The organism is Nocardioides sp. TF02-7 (assembly GCF_022437945.1).
GTDB lineage: Bacteria > Actinomycetota > Actinomycetes > Propionibacteriales > Nocardioidaceae > Nocardioides.
Window position 1 is genome coordinate 4327792 of the sequence record NZ_CP092535.1, and the last position, 20829, is coordinate 4348620.

The following is a 20829-nucleotide window of genomic DNA, read 5'->3' on the forward strand; positions in this document are numbered from 1 at the left end:
CGGTCCTCCGAAGCTCTCTCAGAACGGGTCGAGCCTTCAAGGTACGACCCGCGTCGGCGGGGGTCAAAGACATCGGCGGCGTGTCGAAACCCTCAGTCTCAGGTCGAGGGTCAGTGCTCTCCTCCATTCCCTTCAATGCCCTCCAATGCCCCTCAGTGTGCCTCGAAGTCCTCGGGCGAGACGTGGTCGAGGAACTCCCGGAACTTCTCGACCTCGTCCTCCTGCTCGGCGGGCACGGCGAGGCCGGCCTCGTCGAGCACCTCCTCGGAGCAGAAGATCTGGGTGCCCGTGCGGAGCGCCAGCGCGATCGAGTCCGACGGCCGGGCGCTGACCTCGGCGCCGGAGCCGAACACGAGCGTCGCGTAGAAGACCCCGTCCTTGACGTCGGTGATCCGGACCTCGGTGAGCTCGTTGCCGGTCGCCGCGAGGATGTCCTTCATCAGGTCGTGGGTCAGCGGACGCGGCGGGACCACGCCCTGCTGCGCGAACGCGATCGCGGTCGCCTCCACCGCCCCGATCCAGATCGGGAGGTAGCGCTCGCCGGACACCTCCCTCAGCAGCACGATCGGCTGGTTGGAGGGCATCTCCACCCTGACCCCCATCACGTCCACCTCGCGCATGCCCCAACCCTACTCCCGGGGTGGAGGATCAGATCCCGCGCAGGCCGATCTTCACGAGGGTCGCGTGGAGCCGCACCGAGAGGGCCGCGATCTCGCTGACGGCCTCCTCCGCCCGGGCCGCCGCGGCGGCGTCGCGCCCGCGGCGTACGGGCGCGACCACCTGCTCCACGAGGCCGACCTCGCGGTCGGCGGCGGTCTTGACGGCCCGCAGGTGGCGCGGCTCGAGACCGAAGCCGGCGAGCTCGCGGGCGGTCTGCGCGACGATCAGCGCGTCGGTGTCGTAGTGGCCGGTCGCCGTGGGGCTCACCAGGCCGTAGTCCTCGAGCTGCCCCCAGCAGCTCCTCGTCGACCTCGGCGATCTTGAGCAGCTCCTTGCGGGAGAGCCGGAACCGGTCGGTGCGCCGGAACGACTCCGGCGCCGGCAGCCCGTCGGCCGCGAGCGCCACCCGCGGCACCGTCGGCACGACCGGGTCGAGCTGCGGCGGCTCGAGGCCGCGGTCGATGGCGTCGAGGTGCTCGCGGATCACGTTGAGCGGCAGGTAGTGGTCGCGCTTCATCCGCAGCACGTAGCGGAGCCGGTCGACGTCGGCGTAGGTGAACTTGCGGTAGCCCGCCGGCGTCCGCTCCGGCTTGACCAGCCCCTCGTCCTCCCAGTGCCGGATCCGGCTGATGGTGACGTCGGGATGGTCGGGCCGCAGCAGCTCGACGACCTGGCCGATGTTGAGCAGCGCCTGCTCGTGGCGCTCGGAGGACGCGGCCGGCACCGGCTCAGGGGCCCTCGTGCCCGGCGAAGAACACCAGCCGGTACTTCCCGATCTGGACCTCGTCGCTGTCCTTGAGCACGACCGTCTCGATCCGGTCGCGGTTGACGTAGGTGCCGTTGAGGCTGCCGACGTCGCTGACGGTGAACCCGTCCGCCGTGCGGTTGAACACGGCGTGCCGCCGCGAGACCGTCACGTCGTCGAGGAAGATCTCGCTCTCGGGGGTGCCGTCCGGCGTTGACGACGTCCTGGTCGAGCAGGAACCGGCTGCCGGCGCCGGGGCCCTTCTGGACGACGAGCAGGGCGTGGCCGACCGGCAGCGCGTCGACGGCGGCGGCGTCGATCGGGCTCAGCTGGCGGTCCGAGGTCTCCACCTTCTCGCCGCTGAACTGGATCGTCGCGGTGGCGTCGCTGGGCTCGCCGGCCGGTTCGGGCGTGACCAGACGAGTACCGCACTGCGAGCAGAACCGCGCGTCGTCGGGGTTCTGCCGCCCGCAAGCGGTGCAGAAGGGCATCAGTTCTCCTTAGGGAGTTCCCTCAGCGTGAGGTCGAGGTCGATGGTTCGAACCTACAGAGTCGGCCGTCGGGGGAGCCAGCCCAGGGCGGGCGGCCTCAGCCGTCGAGCTGCGCCTGGTACGACGCCGCGTCGAGCAGCTGGTCGGCCTCCGCCGCGTCGTTCGGCACGATCTCGAACAGCCAGCCGGCGCCGTAGGGATCGGTGTTGACCAGCTCCGGCGTCGCGTCGAGCGCCTCGTTGCGGGCGACGACCTCGCCGCTGACCGGTGCGTAGATGTCGCTGACGGACTTGGTCGACTCCAGCTCGCCGCAGGCGCTGCCCGCGGTCAACGCGGTGCCGACCTCGGGGAGCGACACGTAGACGATGTCGCCGAGGGCGTCCTGGGCGTAGTCGGTGATGCCGACCCGCAGCGAGCCCGGCTGGTCTCCCGGCGTGCGCAACCACTCGTGCTCGACGGTGTACTTCAGGTCCTCAGGGGTCACGTCCATCTCCTGTTTCGTGGGGCGGCTCGTGCGGGGCTCCCGCCGTGGGCCGAAAGGCTACTGTCCTCACTCGTCGGGTGCGGAGAAATCCGGTTCGTCGAGCTTGCGCACCGCCTCGATGTCGAGCGCCGCCAGCTCGTCGACGTCGAGCGCGGCGCCGTCCTCCTCCAGCTGCTTGCGCGGCCCGAGCAGGAACTCCAGCGACGACGCCAGCACGGACGGGTCGCCGATCACGTCGAGGACGTACGGCGCCTCGACCAGCTCGCCGTCGACGAGGAAGCCGCCCTCGGTCTCCTCGAAGGACGTCTGGGCGACGATCCGGGCCTCGGCGTTGAGCTGCATCGCCTCGGCGCCGACCGTGCGGAGCTCCTGGACCGTGTCGAGCAGCGACGACAGGGAGACCCGACCGGTCTCCTCGGTGATCGTGACCCGGATGCCGGGACCGGTGACCGGCACCAGCCCGGCCAGCATGCGGAGCTCGTCGACGTCGTCCTGCGCCTCGGTGAGCGCCGCCTGCCGCCTGCTCGTGGTGCTGCGCAGGTCGTCGCGGACCGTCTGCAGCTCGGCGAGCTGCTCCTCGGCCCGCTGCCGCGTGCCCGACAGCGCGGTGAAGATGTCGATCAGGTCCTGCTCGCGCTGCCCGGAGTACTGGTCGTCGTCCTCGTTGACCCGCACCTGCGTCACCGCCGCGAAGCCGACCAGGGCCAGCAGCACGGCGACGACGACCTGGCTGCGGGAGGGCTTGAGCAGCGCCGACCGGATCCGACGGCGGCCGGTGTCGGCGGGCTCGCGCTCCGGCGGCGTGTCAGGCATGGAACACATGCCTCCGGATGGCGGCGACGTTGGTGAAGATCCGGATCCCGAGGACGACGATCACCCCGGTCGACAGCTGGCCGCCGACCCCCAGCCGGTCGCCGAGGTAGACGATCCCCGAGGCGATCACGACGTTGCTGATGAACGAGACGACGAAGACCTTGTCGTCGAAGATGCCGTCGAGGTAGGCGCGCAGCGCGCCGAACACGGCGTCGAGCGCGGCGACCACCGCGATCGGGAGGTAGTACTCGAGGGCGACCGGGATGTCCGGCTGGAACCAGAACCCGAGAGCGACGCCGACCAGCAGGCCGAGGACTGCGATCACGGCGTGAGATCTCCCTCCACTCGTCCTCCGACCGGTTGCGCGACCGACCGTAGCTCCCGCAGCCGCGGCGGCGCAGCAGGCAGCCGCAGCTCGTCGACATTCTCCACGTCGACGACGAAGCCGAACTGCTGGGCCAGCGCGCTGAAGTCCAACCCACTGCCGCTGTCGAGCAGCCGCGAGGCCAGCGTGCCGGAGTCGCCGACGGCGAGCACGACGTACGGCGGCGCGATGCCGACGCTGTTGACCTCGATCGCGGACCCGGAGTTCCGGATCGCGCTGCGGGCGGTGAGCCGCTGGCCGTTGATGGAGATCGCCTCGGCGCCCGCCGTGAACAGCGCGTTGACGAGGGTGGCGAGGTCGGAGTCGCGGATCTGCTCGGAGGCATCGGCGAACTCGGCGTTGTCGAGCTCGATCCGCACCCCTTCGCCGGTGACGGGCACGAACCCGGTCACGGTCTCGAGGAGCGTGCGGTCGCTCTCCACCGCGTTGAGCTGGTCACCGAGGTCGAGCAGGATCCGCTCCGCCCTCTGGTTGGCCTCGCGCTGCTCCGAGATCCGCGCCTGCAGGGCCTGCACCCGCTCGCGGCGCGACTCGATCCGGTCGATCAGCGTGGCCCGGCCGGCGTTGTCGGTGTCGGCGTTGCGCGAGGTCTGGACCGCGGCGAGCGACACCATCAGCCCGAACACCGCCACCACCGCGACCACGCCCAGCCGGCCGACCGGGCGGTGGCCGCCGACCTCGCCGCCGCTGGTGGCGCGCCGCAGCGCCACCAGCTGGTAGTCACGCTCCAGCGACTCCTCGGTGATGAGGGTCAGCAGCGGCTTGCGGACGCGCTCGGCCGGGTCGGTGGCGGTGTCAGCCATCGGGCACCGCCCGGCCCGGACGACGCTCGGTGGTCGCCAGCAGCTTGCGCACCTGCCAGGCGTAGAGGAGCCCCGCCCACCAGTACAGACCGATGCCCCACAGCGCGAACGCCCACCCGAACACCTGGGCCAGCGTGGCCGCGGTGCTGTCGCCGTCGCCCAGCAGCAGGAGCGGGAAGGCGTAGAGCAGGTTGAACGTCGCGGCCTTGCCGAGGAAGTGCACCGGGGAGGGCGCTGTAGCCGCGGGTCCGCAGCAGTGGCACCAGGCCCCAGAGGAGCAGGTCGCGCAGCGGCAGCGACAGCGCGAGCCACCACGGGATGATCTCCCGCAGCGCGAGGCCCACGACGACCGCGAGGATGTAGAGCCGGTCGGCCACCGGGTCGAGGATCTGGCCGAGGACCGACTGCTGGTCGAGCTTGCGGGCCAGCCAGCCGTCGAGGAAGTCGGTGACGCCCGACACGGCGAGCACGAGGAGCGCCCAGCCGTCGGCCTCCGGGCCGAGCACCAGCCACAGGAACAGCGGCACGCCGGCGAGCCGCAACAGGCTCAGCACGTTGGGCACGGTGACGACGCGCCCGCCCGCTCCCCCTACGTCGCGCGTCGTCGGGCCGGCCACGGAGGACACCCTAGTTGGCTCCACCCTGCACCGGCTCGTCGGAGTGTGCGGCGTCGCGGATCTCGCCGACCAGCTCCTCGATGACGTCCTCGAGCGCCGCGACGCCGATCGTCCGGCCCTCCGGGTCGACCACCCGCGCCATGTGGGCGCCCCTGCGCTGGAGCGTCTCCAGCACGTCGTGCAGCAGGGCGTCCTCGCGCACCGTCGCGAACGGCCGGATCCACCGGTCCGCGATCGGCCGGTTCCGCCGGCTCTCGTCCGGCTCGAGGACGTCCTTGATGTGCAGGTAGCCGACCAGAGCGGGGCCCTCGGGACCGGCGGGTCCGTTGGTCCCGTCGTCGACGACGGGGAACCGGCTGAACCCGGTGGCGGCGCACACGGCCTCGACGTCGGCGGCCGAGGAGCCGCGACGGACCGTCGTCAGCGTCTCGGGACGCATCGTCACCTCGGCGACCGTCTTCTCGGTGAAGCCGAGCGCGCCGGCCAGCCGGTCGTACTCGTCGTCGGCGAGGAGCCCCTCGCCACGGGACTCCTCGACCAGCGCCGCCACCTCCTCGCGGGTGAAGGTGCTGCTGATCTCGTCCTTGGGCTCGATCCGCAGGAGCCGGAGGATGCCGTTGGCCATCGCGTTGATCGCGAGGATCAGCGGGCGCAGCACCGTCACGATGCCGAGCATCGGCGGACCCAGGATCAGCGCCGCCCGCTCGGGGCCGGCGATGGCGATGTTCTTGGGCACCATCTCGCCGAGCACGACGTGGAGGTAGACCACCACGGTCAGCGCGATCACGAACGCGATCGGGTGCAGCGCTCCGTCCGGGACGCCCAGCCGGTCGAGGCCGGGCTCGATCAGGTGGGCGACGGCCGGCTCGCCGACCGCGCCCAGGCCGAGGGAGCAGATCGTGATGCCGAGCTGCGCGCCGGCCATCATCAGCGACACGTGCTCCATCGCCCGCAGCGTCGTGCGCGCCATCCGCGACCCGGCCAGGGCACGCGGCTCGATCTGGCTGCGCCGGGCGGAGATCAGCGCGAACTCGGCGCCGACGAAGAACGCGTTGGCCGCCAGCAGCACGACGGCGAGCGCGAGGGCGGCGGTGTCACTCATCGGAGGCCACCTCCTCCCGGACCCGCAGCGCGAGCCGGTCGATGCGCAGGCCGTCCATGTGCTCGACGGTCAGCGTGGCGACCCGCTGCCCCTCCGCCTCGGGGTCGGGCGGCGGCAGCGGCACGACCGCCTCGTCCCCCGCCTGCGGGATCCGTCCGAGGGCCTTGAGCACGAGGCCGGCGACCGTGTCGTAGTCCTCGCCCTCGGGGGAGCGGGATGCCGGTGAGGTCCTCGACCTCGTCGGGCCGCAGGAGGCCCGACAGCGACCAGCTGCCGTCGCGGCGCAGCCGGCCGCGGGTGCCGAGCCGGTCGTGCTCGTCGGAGATGTCGCCCACGATCTCCTCGACCACGTCCTCGAGGGTCACGATGCCGGCGTGGCCGCCGTACTCGTCGAGGACGATGGCCATCTGGAACCCGCTGCGCCGGAGCAGCGCCATCAGCGGGTCGAGCCGCAGCGTGTCGGGCACGATGATCGGCCGCACCATCAGGTGCTTGACCTTGGTCGTCGCCCGCTCCGACACCGGCAGGGCGACGGCGTTCTTGACGTGGACGGTGCCGACGACCTGGTCCTGGTCGTCGAGCACCGGGAACCGGGAGTGCCCGGTCTCCCGGGCGAGCTCGATGACGGCCGTGGCCCGGTCGGTCTCCTCCAGCGTCCGGGTCCGCACCCGCGGCGTCATGATCTCCGCCGCCGTGCGGGTGCCGAACTCGACCGAGCGCTCCATCAGCTCCCGCCGTGTCGGCGTCGAGCGTGCCGACGTCGGCGCTGCGCTGGATCAGGGAGGCGAGCTCGGTGGAGCTGCGCGCCGAGCGCAGCTCCTCCTGCGGCTCGATGCCGAACCAGCGGACGATCGCGTTGGCGGTGTTGTTGAGGAGCCGGATCGGGTAGGCCATCGCGCCGGTGAAGAGCCGCATCGGCCGCTGCGTGGCGCGGGCGGTGGCCAGCGGGAGCGCGATCGCGACGTTCTTGGGCACCAGCTCGCCGATCAGCATCGTGAGGATCGTGCTCAGCACCAGTCCGGTGGTCACCGCGATCGGCCCGACCGCGCCGGCGGCCACCCCCGCCTCGGTCAGCGGGTCGCGGAGCAGGTCGGCGATCGCCGGCTCGGCGAGGAACCCGATCCCGAGGTTGGTGACCGTGATGCCGACCTGCGCACCGGAGAGCTGGGTGGACAGGGTGCGCAGCGCACGTTGGAGGCCCTGGGCCGAGGCGTCACCGGCGGCGACGGCCCGCTCGACCTGGCTGCGGTCGACGGTGACGAAGGCGAACTCTGCGGCGACGAACATCCCGCAGGCCAGCACGAGCACCAGGGCGAGTGCGAGCAGGAGCAGGGACGTCGTCATGGTCTTCGACCAGGTGTCATGGTCGTCGCAGCCTACCGACCTCCGCGTACCACTCGAGCAGGTCGGGTGCATCCACGCTGCCCGGGTCGAGCGCACCGCTCAGGTCATGGCCGCCGAGCACCTTCTTCACCGGCACCTCGAGCTTCTTGCCCGTGCGGGTGTGCGGGACGCCGGGAGCCGCGATCACGGCGTCCGGCACGTGCCGGGGCGAGGCGTGGCGGCGGACGGCGTCCTTGATCCGCTGCTCGAGCGCGTCGTCGAGGGTCACGCCGTCGGCGAGCACCACGAACAGCGGCATCCAGTAGCCGCCGTCGGGCTCCTCCATGCCGATGACCAGCGCCTCACGCACTTCCGGCAGTGCCTCGACCGGCTCGTAGATGTCGGCGCTGCCCATCCGGATGCCGTTGCGGTTGAGCGTCGCGTCCGAGCGCCCGTGGATGACGACCGAGCCGTGGTCGGTGAGGGTGATCCAGTCACCGTGCCGCCAGACGCCGGGGAAGGTGTCGAAGTAGGCGTCGTGGTAGCGCCTGCCGTCCGGGTCGTCCCAGAACCCCACCGGCATCGACGGCAGCGGACGGGTGACGACGAGCTCGCCCACCTCACCGCGGACGGGTGCGCCCGAGGGGTCGTAGGCGTCGAGGGCGACGCCGAGGCACGGGCGGGACAGCTCACCGGCCCACACCGGCACCGTGGGGGCGGGTCCGACGAACGCGCTCACCACGTCGGTGCCACCGCTGATCGAGCAGATCTGGACGGCGTCGGGCAGGTCGGCGGCGAGGGCCCGGTGGCTGACGGCAGGGAACGTCGAGCCGGAGATGCCGACCCGCCGCAGCCGGGACAGGTCGTGGCCGCGGGGGCCGACGCCGGCCTTCTGGCAGGCCGCGACGTAGGCGGGGCTCATGCCGGTGGCGGTCACCCCGTGCTCGGCCGTGAGTGCCCACAGCTGGTCGGTGGCCGGGTGGCCCGGGCTGCCGTCGTACGTGACGATCGAGGCGCCGGTGAGCAGGCCGCCGACGACGAAGTTCCACATCATCCACGACGGGGTCGTGAACCAGAACAGCCGCTCCCCCGGGCCGAGGTCGAAGTGCAGCGCCGCCACCTTGCCCTGCTCGAGCATCGCCCCGCCGTGCCCGTGCACGATCCCCTTCGGCTTGCCCGTGGTGCCCGACGAGAACAGCACCCACAGCGGGTGGTCGAACGGCAGCGGCACCGGCTCGAGCTCCGCCGGCCGGCTGGTCGCCGCCTCCCACGCCGGGCTCCCGGTCTCCAGCGTGCCGACGAGCGAGGGCAGCGCCGACCGCAGCTCGGCGACGACGTCGGTGCGGTCGTGCCGCCGGCCGCCGTGGACGTACGACGTCGCGTGGACGAGCAGCTTCGGCTGGAGCTGGCCGAACCTGGCGAGCGCGGCCGACGCCGCGTAGTCCATCCCGCACACCGACCACGTCGCGCCGATGCTGGCGGCGGCGAGCAGGGCGACGACGGCGTCGGGGGTGTTGGGCAGGTAGCCGACGACGCGGTCGCCCTCGGAGACCCCGAGCTCGCGGAACGTCGCCGCGAGGCCGGCCACCCGGGCCCGCAGCTCGCCCCAGGTGACCTCCACCGCTTCCCCGTCGGCGGCCGCCTCGGTGACCGCCACGACGGCCACCTCGTCGGCGGGCCGGCCGTCGAGAACCGCGGCGGCGTAGTTGACCCGAGCCTCGGGGAACCACACCGCGCCCGGCATCCGCTCCTCGGCGAGGGCGGGGCCGCGCAGCTCGTAGCCGAGGTAGTCGGCGACGCAGCGCCAGAACGTGTCGAGGTCGGCGACCGACCACCGGTGGAGGTCGTCGTAGTCGGCGGTCGTCGCGGCGGCGAGCGCGAGCCCGGTGCGCTCCGCGGCCAGCCGTGCGAACTCCTCGATGCGGTGCGGGCGGTCGCCGCCCGGCGACGGTGTCCAGTCGGGTGCTGCCATGGGGCAGACCCTAGTCAGCGCCAGCCCAGTGCGGGCGCGACGTGCGTGAGCAGGCTCTCGATCACGTGCGCGTTGTAGTCGACGCCGAGCTGGTTGGGCACCGTCAGCAGGAGCGTGTCGGCGGCGGCGATGGCCTCGTCCTCCGCCAGCTCCTCGACCAGGCGGTCCGGCTCCCCGGCGTAGGAGCGCCCGAACCGGGCCGCGCCGCCCCTCGAGAAACCCGACCTGGTCCTCGCTGCGCGTCTCGCGCAGGAAGTAGGCCCGGTCCTCGTCGGTCACCAGCGGGAAGATGCTGCGGCTGACCGAGACCCGCGGCTCGCGGGTGTGCCCGGCCGCCCGCCACGCGTCCCGGAACCGTTGGATCTGCTCGGCCTGGAGCTGGTGGAACGGCACGCCGGTGTCCTCGGTGAGCAGCGTGGAGCTCATCAGGTTCATGCCGCGCTCCGCCGTCCACTCGGCCGTCGCCCTGGTCCCGGCGCCCCACCAGATGCGGTCGCGCAGCCCCGGCGAGTGCGGCTCGACCCGGAGCAGCCCGGGCGGGTTGGGGAACATCGGCCGCGGGTTCGGCTCCGCGAATCCCTCCCCCGTCAGCACCTGGAGCAACAGCTCGGTGTGCTCCCGCGCCATGGCGGCGTGGTCGCCGTCGGCCGGCTCGTAGCCGAAGTACCGGAAGCCGTCGACGACCTGCTCCGGCGAGCCGCGGCTGATGCCGAGCTGGAGCCGGCCGCCGGCGATCAGGTCGGCCGCGCCGGCGTCCTCGGCCATGTAGAGGGGGTTCTCGTACCGCATGTCGATCACGCCGGTGCCGATCTCGATCCGGCTGGTGCGGGCGCCGATCGCCGCGAGCAGCGGGAACGGCGACGCCAGCTGCCGGGCGAAGTGGTGCACGCGGAAGTAGGCGCCGTCGGCGCCCAGCTCCTCGGCGGCCACGGCCAGGTCGATCGACTGCAGGAGCGCGTCGGAGGCCGAGCGGGTCTGCGAGTGCGGCGAGGGGGTCCAGTGGCCGAAGGACAGGAAACCGATCTTCTTCATGACGTCTCCAACCTACGGGCGCCCGTGACCGGCCACGGGTCCGTCGGTCTGCTCGGGGGCGGGGTCGTACATCGCGGTCATCCGGCCGTCGGGGTCGAGCGTGGTCAGCAGCGCCTCCCCGATCGCGCGGAGCTGGTCGACCTGCTGGCGGTCGAGGGGGTCGAAGACGAGCTTCCGCACGGTGGCGACGTGCCCCGGGGCGGCCGCCTCGATGGCCTCCCGTCCGGCGTCGGTCAGCTCCGCGTTGGTGGCACGGGCGTCCTCGGGGCACGGGAACCGGTGGACCAGCCCTCGCTCCTCGAGCCGGCGCACGACGTGGGAGAGCCGCGGCAGCGTCGCGTTCGTGCGCTGGGCGAGCGTCGTCATTCGCAGGGTCTGGTCGGGCGCCTCCGAGAGCATCGCCAGCACGAAGTACTCGAAGTGCGTCAGGGCGGCCGAGGCGCGCAGCTGGGTGTCGAGGGCGCCGGGCAGCAGCTCGACCACGGCGACCAGCCGCAACCACGCCGCCCGCTCCTCCGGGTCGAGCCACTGGGTGTCCATGCATCCAGCGTAGCGCATTACTTGAAGGAACAACTATCTGCGATAGGGTGTTACTTGAAAGAACAACCAATAGCCACGAACCCAGAAGGAGAAGCACTCATGACGAACCTCTCGATCCTCGGCACCGGCGCTATGGGCCAGGCCATCGCCGCCATCGCGGCCAAGGGCGGCCACTCCGTCCAGCAGCTCGGCTCCGGTGACGTCGACACGCCGGTCACCGGTGACATCGTCGTCCTCGCCGTCCCCTACCCCGCCGTCGCCGACGTCGTCGCCCAGCGTGGTGACCAGCTCGCCGGCAGGGTCGTCGTCGACATCACGAACCCGCTCGACTTCGAGACCTTCGACTCCCTCGTCGTTCCCGCCGATGGGTCCGCGGCCGCCGAGATCGCGCGTGCCCTGCCCTCTTCCCGCGTCCTGAAGGCGTTCAACACCAACTTCGCAGGCACCCTCGCAACGGGCACGATCGGCCCGCTGGCCACCACCGTGCTCATCGCCGGCGACGACGTCGACGCCAAGTCGGAGCTGGCCGCCGTCGTCACGTCCGGCGGCCTGACCGCCATCGACGCCGGCTCCCTCAAGCGGGCCCGCGAGCTCGAGGCGGTCGGCTTCCTGCAGCTCACCCTCGCCGCCAGCGAGAAGGTCGCCTGGTCCGGCGGCTTCGGCGTCGTCGCCTGACCCCTGTCATCCCCCACCCACCAGCTCGCAGGAGGAAATGCACCATGACCGTCCACGCCGTCCGCCTCAACCACGCCGTCCTGTTCGTGGCCGACCTGGAGCGGAGCATCGAGTTCTACTCCCAGGCCTTCGGCATGACGGTGATGGCGCGCGAGCCCCGCGCCAGCGCCGCGTTCCTGCGGCTGCCGCGCTCGGGCAACCACCACGACCTCGGTCTGTTCGGGGTGGGCGCGCAGCCGCCGCGCCCCCGCGGCAGCCTGGGCCTCTACCACCTCGCCTGGCAGGTCGACACGATCGAGGAGCTCGAGGAGGCCCGCCACACCCTCGCCGAGCTCGGCGCCTACACCGGCGAGTCGAGCCACGGCGCGACCAAGAGCGTCTACGGCCAGGACCCCGACGGCAACGAGTTCGAGGTGATGTGGATGCTGCCCAGGGCCCAGTGGGGCGAATTCGAGAACACGGCCCCCATCGACCGGCTCGACCTCCCCAGCGAGGTGCGCCGCTGGGCCGGCGTCCGCACCGCCGCCGAGCTCGTCCCCCTCGAGGGGCGCGCGCTGACCCGCGCGTTCACCGACGGCACCCGTTCCCGGGTGCGGGGCCACCGTCCCGCTGGGCAGCCTCCTCGCGATGGTGCCGGACCACTGGCTCGGCACCGCCCTCACGCCGAAGGCGGCGCGCACGCCGACGAGGGTCACCGTCGACCTCCGCGACGACCGGCTCGAGGGCATCAAGGCGTTGCGCGGTGACGTCGCAGCCGCCGTCCGCCGCGCCGGCGTACGGCTCCTGATCAGGGGGCCGCGCGCCCTCGAGATGACGATCACCTACCGACCGGTGAGCGACCAGGACCGGACGATCGCGGTGCCCGGGGCGGACGAGGTCGCCACCTCGGTCACCTCCGGCTGCGGACGGGCTGCCTAGCGGCACCGCGCCGGGTCGGCCTCGGCGGATTCGCGGTGGACCATCAGGCACGAGGTGTCGACCGCCTCGAACCGGCGGGCCGGGATCTGCTTCAGGTCCTCGACCAGCCGCTCCGGCCAGCGGCGGCTGGCGGCCCCCTGGAAGTACCACGGGGAGCCGTTGTCCGCGAGCACCAGGCCGTAGGTCTTCATGGCCCGCACGACACGGCGGGCGAGCGTCCCGAGCCCGCGTGGCCGGTACGCCGGGTCCAGCCGGAACCGGGCGCCCATCGGCGGGAACCGGAGCGAGGCCCGCGACCCGGCATGGTGCCGTGCCGGCCAGAGGTAGTGGCGGCTGGTGACGTCGGTGGTGAAGCGGATCGCGTGGTCGATGCGGTCGGTCCGCACCTCGTCCCACCGCAGGAGCCCGGGGAGGATCGGCAGCCCGGCGGCGTCCGCGGACGTCCAGCCGGCGGGCCGGAGGTCGTTCGAGCGCAGGCTCCAGACCGCGCCTGACCCGGCGCGCCACCGCCCGTCGACCTTGCGGGTCAGCCACGTCTCGTAGAGCCGGCAGCGATCTCGGTCGACCACCACGGCGTGCCGGTCACCCGCGGAGCGACGGCCGCCCTCGATCCGGGTACGACGCCCGAGCGGGTAGCGGACCCGGTCGCTCTCGGCGGCGTAGCGGAACCGGACCCGCACCCGCGGGTGGTCTCGGCCCACGACGGTCACCGGGATCCCGTAGCGGGTCGTCGGGCCGAAGTCGGGGTGGAGGTTCGCCTCCGGTGACATGCGCGTCATCCAGGCGTCGCTGCGCCGGTGGACCGGGAGGTCGCTGACGTCGGCGTGCCACCAGCTGTCGGCAGGCAGCTCCGGGCACCGCGTGCCGGGCACCGGCTTCGCGGCGACCGGCGCGGGGTGGGGCCCGCGCCGCCGGCGGGGGACCAGGCCGACGGCGAGGAGCAGCACGACGAGCGCGACCTTGAGCGGCATGCTGCGAACGTATCCCGGTCGCTCACGACCGGTCGCGGTGGATGATCGCTGCATGATCGGCGATCGGTGGGGCGTCACGGACGAGGAGACGCGCTTGCACTACCCGTGCGACGACTTCGTCCGTGAGCCGGCACTCGAGGCCTGGCGCGGCGTGTCGGTCGACGCGAGCCCCCGGGTCGTCTGGGCGCGGCTCCGGCAGGTCCGCCTCGCGCCCTACTCCTACGACCTCGTCGACAACCTCGGCAGACGCTCGCCGCGGGAGCGTCGCGACCTGGCCGAACCGACGGTCGGCTCCCCCTTCACGCACGCTCTCGGCGCCGACCGCGGCCGGGTCCTCGCCGTGGAGCCGGAGCGGCACCTCACGGCCACGATCCTCGGCGCCCACCTGTCGTACGTCGTGCGGCCGGGGCCGACCGGGACCCGCCTGCTCCTCAAGGTGGTGGCACGGACGAATCGATGGGTGGCGCCGGTGTTCTCCGTCGGCGACCTGGTGATGGCACGCAAGCAGCTGCTCACGCTCAAGCGGCTCGCCGAGGGCGACTAGCGGGCGTCGAGCTCGGCGAGCTCGCGCTCGGAGGCCTCGGTGCCGGGCAGCTCGGTGCCACGCAGCGAGCTGCCGGAGGTCTCGACCACGTGCCGCATCGCCACCGCGCCGGCGAGGCACGCCACCATCATCGACAGGGCCGGCACGACGTCGAGGCCGGTCCGGTCGACCAGCCAGTCGTTGGCGGCCGGGGCCGTGCCGCCGAACAGCGACGTCGACACGTTGTAGGCGATGGCGAACCCCGCGAACCGCACCTGGGTGGGGAACATCGCGGGGAACGTGGCCGAGATCGTCGCCAGCTGGGGCGTGAAGAGCAGGCCGAGGACGGCGAACCCGACGATCGCGCCGGGGAGGCCGGTGGCCATCAGCAGGAACATCGGCACCGCCATGACGAACAGCCCGGTCAGCGAGGTCCACCACAGCGGCTTGCGGCCGACCCGGTCGGACAGGTGGCCGGCGAACGGGAGGAACACCATCATCGACAGCATGCCGATCACCGGCACCAGCAGCGCCTCGTTCGTCGTGAGGCCGAGCCGCTGGTCGAGGTAGGTCGGCATGTAGGTGAGCAACGTGTAGTTGCAGACGTTGAGCGCGAGCACCAGGCCGCCGAGCAGCAGGATCTGCTTCCAGTAGCCCGCGACCAGGTCGTGGAACTGCTGCCCGGTCTCGTCCTCCGTCGACCCGGTCGCGGACGCCTCCTCGAACACCGGCGTGTCCGACATCCGGCTGCGGAGGTAGAGGCCCACGATGCCCAGCGGTGCGGCCACGAGGAACGGCACCCGCCAGCCCCAGTCGTGCATCGCGTCGTCGCCGAGCACGAGAGAGAACGTCAGCATGAGCAGCGCACCGCAGGCGTAGCCGGCCAGCGTGCCGACCTCCAGGAAGCTGCCGAGGAAGCCCCGGCGCTGGTCGGGCGCGTACTCCGCCATGAACGTCGCGGCGCCGCCGTACTCGCCGCCGGTGGAGAACCCCTGCACCATCCGCAGGAACACCAGCAGCGCCGGGGCCAGCATGCCGATCGAGTCGTACGACGGGATCAGGCCCACGCCGAGCGTCGCAGCCGACATCAGCAGGATGGTGAGCGCCAGCACGCTCTTGCGCCCGAGCCGGTCGCCGAGCGGCCCCCAGACCAGGCCGCCGAGCGGCCGGACGAGGAAGGAGACGGCGAAGGTGGCGAGCGCGAAGAACGTCGCCTCCGCGGCCTCCCCCGGGGAACAGGGCGGCGGAGATGTAGGCGACGCCGTAGGCGTAGATGCCGTAGTCGAACCACTCGGTCGCGTTGCCGATCGCCGAGGCCGCGATCGCGCGGCGGACGGTTCGTGGTGAGGGAGCGTCCGTGTCGGTCATGAGGGGTCGGTACCCACTCACGGCGAAGCGGTGCCGGCTCCTCGCCGACACCGCTTCGTTCGGTCGGGCTGACAGGATTTGAACCTGCGACCCCTTGACCCCCAGTCAAGTGCGCTACCAAGCTGCGCCACAGCCCGATGCCCCGGTCTCCCGGAGCGCCTCGGAAGACTACCGCAGCGCCCGGCCGGGCCCGAATCCGGCTCGCCCGGAGGGATGAAGTCGCTCGTCCTCCGGGGGGAACCTTCATGCTTCGGCCCCCGCGCAACGGCCGCAGCCAGTTCACTGCTCCCATGAAGCTGCGACTGCTCGCCCCCGTCCTGGCCCTGCCGTTGGTCCTGACCGCGTGCGGCGACGACGGCGGCGACGAACCCGCCGGGGCGGCGAGGGAGACCGCGGAGGGAGCGCCGGACGAGGCGGAGCCCACCAGTGAGGAGGCGGAGATCCGCGACACCCTGGTGGCGTTCACGCTGGAGCCGCGCTGCGACCTGGCGACCGACGACTACCTCGTCGAGCGGGCGCTGCTCGCGGAGACGCCCGCGGAGGCGTGCACCGAGCTCGAGGACTTCTTCGTCGAGCCGGCCTTCGAGGCCGACGACATCGCCGTCACCGACATCGTGGTCGAGGGCGACGTGGCCACCGCCGAGCTCGGCTCCGACCCCGACTACGTCGAGACGAACATCAGCGTCACCTACGAGCTGATGCGCGTCGACGGCACGTGGCGGGTGAGTGGCGACTCGTTCACCTCCGACGACCTCTAGCGGAAGTCGCGGGAGGTCTGCCGCGCCTGCAGGGGCGGTGCCGGCGCCGGGGACGAGCACGTCGAGCGGCTCGACCCGGTCGGCGACCAGGTTGACGACGCCGTCGCTGCGCTCGAGCTTGCCGCGGATGATCACCGCGTTGCGGTGGCGGGCGGCCCGGCCGTCGGCCTCCATCACGCCCTGGGAGCAGACCACGTTGAGCATCCCGGTCTCGTCCTCGAGGTTGAGGAACGTGATGCCCATCGCCGTGCCGGGCCGCTGGCGGTGGGTCACCAGGCCGGCGACCCGCACCCGGCGTCCGTCGTCGGTGGACCAGAGCCGGGTCACCGGCAGGATGCCCACCGCATCGAGCGCCGGTCGCAGGTGCTCCAGCGGGTGCCGCTCCGGGGAGATCTTCGTCGCCCACAGGTCGGCGAGGGTGAGCTCCTCGTCGCTCATCCCGGGCAGCGTTGGCGGCGGCGGCGCGGGCGTGCTGCCCGGCAGCTGGCCGTCGTGCTCGGCGTAGCCGGCCATCCACAGCGCCTCGCGCCGGTCGAGCCCGAAGCCGTCGAACGCCCCCCGCGGTGGCGAGCGCCTCGAGCTGGGTGGAGGTGAGGCCGGCGCGGCGGGACAGGTCGCGGATGTCGGCGTACGGCGCCCGGTCGCGCTCGGCGACGATCCGCTCGGCGAGCTCCTTGCCGATGCCGCGCACCTCGTCGAGCCCGAGCCGGACGGCGAGCGCGCCGTCGTACCGCAGCGGGTCGTCCGCCGCCGGCTCGCACGGCTCGAGACCCGCCTGGGCGCCGGACCGGTGGATGTCGGGGCGCAGCACGGTCACGCCGTGCCGCCGGGCGTCGCCGACCAGCGACTGCGGGGAGTAGAAGCCCATCGGCTGGTTGCGGAGCAGGCCGGCGAGGAACGCCGCCGGGTAGTGCAGCTTGAACCACGACGAGGCGTAGACGAGCAGCGCGAAGCTGAGCGCGTGGGACTCGGCGAAGCCGAAGTTGGCGAAGGAGAGGATCTTGACGTAGATGGCGTCGGCCCGGTCGCCGACGATGCCGCGGCGGGCCATGCCGGCGTAGAGCTTCTCCTTCACCTTCTCGATCCGCTCGACCCCGCGCTTGGAGCCCATCGCGCGGCGGAGCAGGTCGGCGTCGTCACGGGTGCAGTCGCCGAGCGTGACCGCCATCGCCATCAGCTGCTCCTGGAAGAGCGGGACCCCGAGGGTGCGCCCCAGGACCGGCTCGAGCGACGGGTGGTCGTAGGTCACCGGATCCTTGCCGGTGGCGCGGCGGATGTAGGGGTGGACGGCGCCGCCCTGGATCGGGCCGGGGCGGATGAGCGCGATCTCGATCGCGAGGTCGTAGAACGTGCGCGGCTGGAGCCGGGGCAGGGTGCCGATCTGGGCGCGGCTCTCGACCTGGAAGACGCCGATGGAGTCGGCGCGGCACAGCATGTCGTAGACCTCGGGCTCCTCCTTGGGGAGCGTCTCCAGGGTCCAGCGGGTGCCGAGGTGCTCCTCGATCAGCCGCATCATGTGGTCGAGCGCGCCGAGCATGCCGAGGCCGAGGAGGTCGAACTTCACCAGCCCCATCGACTCGCAGCCGTCCTTGTCCCACTGCAGCACCGTGCGGCCCGGCATCCGGGCCCGTTCGATCGGGCACACCTCGCCGATCGGCCGCTCGGTGAGCACCATGCCGCCGGAGTGGATCCCGAGGTGGCGGGGGCGCCGACAGCAGCTCACCGGCGAGCGTCACCACCTGGTCGGGGATCCCCTCCCCCCTCGACCACGCTCGACCAGCCGTCGACCGTCTTGGACCATGCGTCCTGCTGGCCGGTGGAGAACCCGAGCGCCTTGGCGGCGTCACGGACCGCCATCCGGGGGCGGTAGCTCACGATGTTGCACACCTGGGCGGCGTTGTGACGGCCGTAGGTGTCGTAGACCCACTGGATGACCTCCTCGCGCCGGTCGGAGTCGAAGTCCACGTCGATGTCGGGCTCCTCCTCGCGGTGCTCGGAGATGAACCGCTCGAACGGCAGCTGGTAGTAGACCGCGTCGATCGCGGTGATCCCGAGCGCGAAGCAGACCGCCGAGCTCGCCGCCGACCCTCTCCCCTGGCAGAGGATGCCGCGGCTGCGGGCGAAGGCGACGATGTCGTGGACGATCACGAAGTAGCCGGCGAAGTCCTTGCGGCAGATGACCTCGAGCTCGGCGTCGACCCGCGCGCGGGCGGCCCGCTCGTGGTCGGTGCCGGCGTACCGCTCCCGGAAGCCCTGCTCGGTCAGCTCCCGCAGCCAGCTGCTGGGGGTGTGCCCGTCGGGGATGCCCTGCTTGGGCAGCCGGGGGCGAGGCCCTGCGGAGGTCGAACGCCAGCTCCGCCGCCAGCTCCGCCGACCGCGCCACCGCTCCCGGGTGCCGCGCGAACAGCCGGGCCATCTCGTCGCCGCTGCGCAGGTGGGCGGACCCGGAGAGGTCGAGCCACCCGTCGAGCTCGGCGATGCTGCGGCGGGCCCGGATCGCCGCCATCGCCGCGGCCAGGCGCCGCTTGCCCGGCGTGGCGTGGTGGACGTTGCCGGTGGCGACGGTGGGCAGGCCGCGGTCGCGAGCGAGAGCGGCCAGCGCGTCGTTGACCTCGTCGTCACCCGGCCTGCCGACCCCGGAGAGCTCGACGACGACGTGGTCGCGTCCGAACCGGTCGACCAGGTCGTCGACCGCCTCCGGGGTGCGCATCCCCTTGCGGCAGCCGGTGAGCGCCACCCAGTGGCCGCGGCCGCGGTCGGTCAGCTCGTCGAGGTCGTAGGCCGGCTGCCCCTTCTCGTCGCCGCGCAGGTGGGCGTCGGTCATCGCGGCGGCGAGCCGGTGGTAGCCCTCGACGCCCCGGGCGAGCAGGAGCAGGTGCCGGCCCTCGGGGTCGGGGACGCCGTTCTGCGGCGCGGTCAGGCCGAGGGAGAGCTCGGCGCCGTAGACGGTCGGCATGCCGTACGCCGCGCCGGCCTCGGCGAAGAGCGGGGCGCCGGCGAAGTTGTCGTGGTCGGTGAGGGCGATCGCGCTCAGCCCGAGGCGGGCGGCCTCCCGCACCAGGTCGTCGGGCGAGCTGGCGCCGTCGAGGAAGCTGAAGTGGCTGTGGCTGTGGAGCTCGGCATACGGCGTGCCGGCCGCGGCCCGCTCCACGGGCTCGGGGTCGAGCCGGGCACGCTTGCGGCGCGACACCGGCGCGTCCTCGGCACCGGGGGTCCGGCCGGACAGGCGGCGCTCGATCTCCCGCCACGGGACCGGGGGGTTGCTCCATCCCATGGCGGTGCCTCAGGCGACGAGTGAGTAGACCCCGGGGCGGGTCTCGACGTACCGGGGTTCGCGCCAGCCGGGTGGTGGTGGCGCGGTGCTGTGGTAGCGGTGGCCGGAGGGGGTGATGGTCACGACCTCGTGGCGCAGCCCGTCGGCGACGGTGTGTTGTCGCCAGCCGGTGGCCTGCTTGATGTGGTTGCAGGCCTCGCAGAGCCCCTGGCCGTTGTCGGCGGCGGTCTCCCCGCCCTCGGCGGTCGGCGTGACGTGGTCGCGGTGGCGGACGGGGGCGTCGCAGTAGGGGGTGCGGCAGATGCCGAGGTCACGCTGGGCGAGGAAGTCGGCCAGTCCGTCGGCGTAGAACCGCTGCCGGCTGCTCATCCCCACGAGCCGGCCGGTGTGGTCGACGTAGAGGCGGCGGATCCAGGAGGCGAGCCCGTTGGTCAGGGCGCGGGCGGCCAGCAGCCGGGCGACCTCGGCGGGCACCACCTCCGGCACCACGCCGTCGGCGCCGACCTCGGCGGCGGCGTGCCCACCGGCCAGTGTCGCGTCCGACATGGTCAGGTTGACGGTGACCGGCACCGGGGTCGGCGCGTCGGGCACCAGGTCGGCTCCGGTGACCCGGGCGACGAGCAGGTCGGCCATCAGCTGCCCGCGGGACCGCGGGTCGCCCTGGGCACGGAGCGCGTCGGCGTCACGGCCGAGCGCGGAGTGGACCGCCACTCCCTGGGCGACCGGCAGCAGCCCGGTCACGTAGGTCATCGTGTCCGGCGCCGGTCGCACGGTGACGCGCCGGTCGGACTCGGCGTTGGCCGAGCGTCGCACCACGCTCTTCGGGTCCATCTCGTAGGCCAGCCGCTTGACCCGCGCGACCAGCTTGCGCGTGCCGAGCCCGTCGAGCGCGGCGGGGTCGGCACACACCTCGTCGTCGACGAAGGCGCGCTGCTCCGCGGTCAGGCAGGCCGTCTCACGGGCCAGCAGCAGGGCGCGGAACTCGTTGAGCGTGCCGTCCTTGAGCCGGGCCAGGGTGTGCGGCATCTCCCCGCACAGCGTCGTGGCCAGCCCCAGCAGCACCCGGCCCCGGTGCGGCGACTCCCCGCCGGGCCAGCGCCACCTCCCCCGCGACACCGCGGCCCTGCCGACGCGCGGGCACGCCCTGCTCGGACTCCGCCCGCCGGCGAGCCGCGTCGTAGTCGACCGCCGTCTCCGCCTGCACCGCGCACGCCGCGGACTTGAGCTCCTCCAGGGCGCCCAGCAGGTCGACGAGCTCGGCCGGGTCGTCCGGCCGCGCACCCGCCGCGATGCTCCGGGTCAGGCCCCGGACGCTGTCGGCGGTAAGGGTGGCGTCCATGGACCAACTCTAGTCGAACGCGTGTTCGAACACAGG

The 20829-nt window shown here is 72.7% G+C and carries 19 protein-coding genes, 1 tRNA gene and 8 pseudogenes; 5 read left to right on the forward strand and 23 right to left on the reverse strand.

From position 1 onward, the window contains the following. Positions 1–152 precede the first annotated feature (152 nt). From MF408_RS22485 to MF408_RS22550, 14 genes and pseudogenes are all read right to left on the reverse strand, one after another. Positions 153–620 (reverse strand): bifunctional nuclease family protein, encoded by a 468-nt coding sequence (locus MF408_RS22485; protein ID WP_240249482.1) that lies wholly within the window; start codon positions 618–620, stop codon positions 153–155. Further along, positions 602–1384, reverse strand: coding sequence for a MerR family transcriptional regulator (locus tag MF408_RS22490; RefSeq protein ID WP_240249483.1), 783 nt, complete (start codon positions 1382–1384; stop codon positions 602–604). The genes MF408_RS22485 and MF408_RS22490 overlap by 19 nt, the downstream gene beginning before the upstream one ends. Before the next feature lie 4 nt (positions 1385–1388). Beyond that, positions 1389–1896: pseudogene (locus MF408_RS22495) on the reverse strand (FHA domain-containing protein). Between the two features lie 97 nt (positions 1897–1993). After that, positions 1994–2380 (reverse strand): glycine cleavage system protein GcvH, encoded by a 387-nt coding sequence (gene gcvH / locus MF408_RS22500; RefSeq protein WP_345893796.1) that lies wholly within the window; start codon positions 2378–2380, stop codon positions 1994–1996. Between the two features lie 66 nt (positions 2381–2446). Continuing rightward, on the reverse strand, positions 2447–3193 hold the full coding sequence (locus MF408_RS22505; RefSeq protein WP_240249485.1) for a DUF881 domain-containing protein: 747 nt from the start codon (positions 3191–3193) through the stop codon (positions 2447–2449). After that, positions 3186–3518 carry a small basic family protein gene (locus MF408_RS22510; protein ID WP_240249486.1) on the reverse strand — a complete coding sequence of 111 codons (333 nt, stop codon included), beginning with the start codon at positions 3516–3518 and terminating at the stop codon, positions 3186–3188. Before MF408_RS22510 ends, MF408_RS22505 begins: the two co-directional genes overlap by 8 nt. Next, positions 3515–4381: a DUF881 domain-containing protein gene (locus tag MF408_RS22515; protein WP_240249487.1), complete on the reverse strand. Its 867-nt coding sequence runs from the start codon at positions 4379–4381 to the stop codon at positions 3515–3517. Before MF408_RS22515 ends, MF408_RS22510 begins: the two co-directional genes overlap by 4 nt. Further along, positions 4374–5007: pseudogene (locus tag MF408_RS22520) on the reverse strand (CDP-alcohol phosphatidyltransferase family protein). The gene MF408_RS22515 and the pseudogene MF408_RS22520 overlap by 8 nt, the downstream one beginning before the upstream one ends. 1 nt (position 5008) lies before the next feature. Then, the gene (locus tag MF408_RS22525; protein WP_240249488.1) at positions 5009–6100 is read right to left on the reverse strand and encodes a hemolysin family protein; all 1092 of its coding nucleotides are present in this window, start codon (positions 6098–6100) and stop codon (positions 5009–5011) included. After that, positions 6093–6272, reverse strand: a complete 180-nt coding sequence (locus tag MF408_RS22530; protein ID WP_240249489.1) for a transporter associated domain-containing protein — start codon at positions 6270–6272, stop codon at positions 6093–6095. Before MF408_RS22530 ends, MF408_RS22525 begins: the two co-directional genes overlap by 8 nt. A 220-nt stretch (positions 6273–6492) precedes the next feature. Further along, a pseudogene (locus MF408_RS22535) lies at positions 6493–6825 on the reverse strand (CBS domain-containing protein); the annotation flags it as partial. Positions 6826–6898: 73 nt separating this feature from the next. Next, positions 6899–7516 (reverse strand): annotated as a pseudogene (locus MF408_RS22540) (CNNM domain-containing protein); the annotation flags it as partial. Continuing rightward, positions 7461–10427 (reverse strand): acetoacetate--CoA ligase, encoded by a 2967-nt coding sequence (locus tag MF408_RS22545; protein ID WP_240249490.1) that lies wholly within the window; start codon positions 10425–10427, stop codon positions 7461–7463. The gene MF408_RS22545 and the pseudogene MF408_RS22540, both read right to left, overlap by 56 nt. A 12-nt stretch (positions 10428–10439) precedes the next feature. Beyond that, a complete protein-coding gene (locus MF408_RS22550; protein WP_240249491.1) occupies positions 10440–10967 on the reverse strand; it encodes a MarR family transcriptional regulator in 528 nt (175 codons plus the stop codon). A 99-nt stretch (positions 10968–11066) separates the two neighbouring features. On the opposite strand from MF408_RS22550, the gene MF408_RS22555 reads away from it, so the two are divergent. The 3 genes from MF408_RS22555 to MF408_RS22565 are packed head-to-tail and all read left to right on the forward strand — an operon-like array spanning position 11067 to position 12560. Beyond that, positions 11067–11642 (forward strand): NADPH-dependent F420 reductase, encoded by a 576-nt coding sequence (locus tag MF408_RS22555; RefSeq protein ID WP_240249492.1) that lies wholly within the window; start codon positions 11067–11069, stop codon positions 11640–11642. Between the two features lie 44 nt (positions 11643–11686). Next, positions 11687–12388, forward strand: a complete 702-nt coding sequence (locus MF408_RS22560) for a VOC family protein (protein WP_240249493.1) — start codon at positions 11687–11689, stop codon at positions 12386–12388. Continuing rightward, a complete protein-coding gene (locus MF408_RS22565; RefSeq protein WP_240249494.1) occupies positions 12378–12560 on the forward strand; it encodes a hypothetical protein in 183 nt (60 codons plus the stop codon). Before MF408_RS22560 ends, MF408_RS22565 begins: the two co-directional genes overlap by 11 nt. Here the strand turns inward: MF408_RS22565 and MF408_RS22570 are convergent. Beyond that, positions 12557–13531 (reverse strand): hypothetical protein, encoded by a 975-nt coding sequence (locus MF408_RS22570; protein WP_240249495.1) that lies wholly within the window; start codon positions 13529–13531, stop codon positions 12557–12559. The genes MF408_RS22565 and MF408_RS22570 overlap by 4 nt on opposite strands. A gap of 94 nt (positions 13532–13625) precedes the next feature. Between MF408_RS22570 and MF408_RS22575 the strand changes: the two genes are divergently transcribed. Then, positions 13626–14075, forward strand: a complete 450-nt coding sequence (locus MF408_RS22575; RefSeq protein ID WP_240249496.1) for a hypothetical protein — start codon at positions 13626–13628, stop codon at positions 14073–14075. Here the strand turns inward: MF408_RS22575 and MF408_RS22580 are convergent. Both MF408_RS22580 and MF408_RS22585 read right to left on the reverse strand, forming a co-directional pair. Continuing rightward, positions 14072–15211, reverse strand: a pseudogene (locus MF408_RS22580) (MFS transporter); the annotation flags it as partial. The gene MF408_RS22575 and the pseudogene MF408_RS22580 overlap by 4 nt on opposite strands. 274 nt (positions 15212–15485) lie before the next feature. Beyond that, positions 15486–15559: transfer RNA gene (locus MF408_RS22585), tRNA-Pro, on the reverse strand. A gap of 153 nt (positions 15560–15712) precedes the next feature. Here MF408_RS22585 and MF408_RS22590 point away from each other — a divergent pair. After that, on the forward strand, positions 15713–16180 hold the full coding sequence (locus tag MF408_RS22590; protein ID WP_240249497.1) for a hypothetical protein: 468 nt from the start codon (positions 15713–15715) through the stop codon (positions 16178–16180). A 123-nt stretch (positions 16181–16303) separates the two neighbouring features. On the opposite strand, the pseudogene MF408_RS27360 reads toward MF408_RS22590, so the two are convergent. From MF408_RS27360 to MF408_RS22605, 6 genes and pseudogenes are all read right to left on the reverse strand, one after another. Next, positions 16304–16693: pseudogene (locus MF408_RS27360) on the reverse strand (error-prone DNA polymerase); the annotation flags it as partial. Positions 16694–16778: 85 nt separating this feature from the next. Further along, positions 16779–17855, reverse strand: a pseudogene (locus MF408_RS27365) (error-prone DNA polymerase); the annotation flags it as partial. A gap of 44 nt (positions 17856–17899) precedes the next feature. Next, positions 17900–18802, reverse strand: a complete 903-nt coding sequence (locus MF408_RS27370) for a hypothetical protein (RefSeq protein ID WP_345893973.1) — start codon at positions 18800–18802, stop codon at positions 17900–17902. 148 nt (positions 18803–18950) lie between these two features. Next, positions 18951–19454 (reverse strand): annotated as a pseudogene (locus tag MF408_RS27375) (PHP domain-containing protein); the annotation flags it as partial. Between the two features lie 9 nt (positions 19455–19463). Next, positions 19464–20480, reverse strand: coding sequence for a DUF222 domain-containing protein (locus MF408_RS22600; RefSeq protein ID WP_240249498.1), 1017 nt, complete (start codon positions 20478–20480; stop codon positions 19464–19466). Beyond that, on the reverse strand, positions 20410–20793 hold the full coding sequence (locus tag MF408_RS22605; protein ID WP_240249499.1) for a hypothetical protein: 384 nt from the start codon (positions 20791–20793) through the stop codon (positions 20410–20412). Before MF408_RS22605 ends, MF408_RS22600 begins: the two co-directional genes overlap by 71 nt. Positions 20794–20829: the final 36 nt, after the last annotated feature.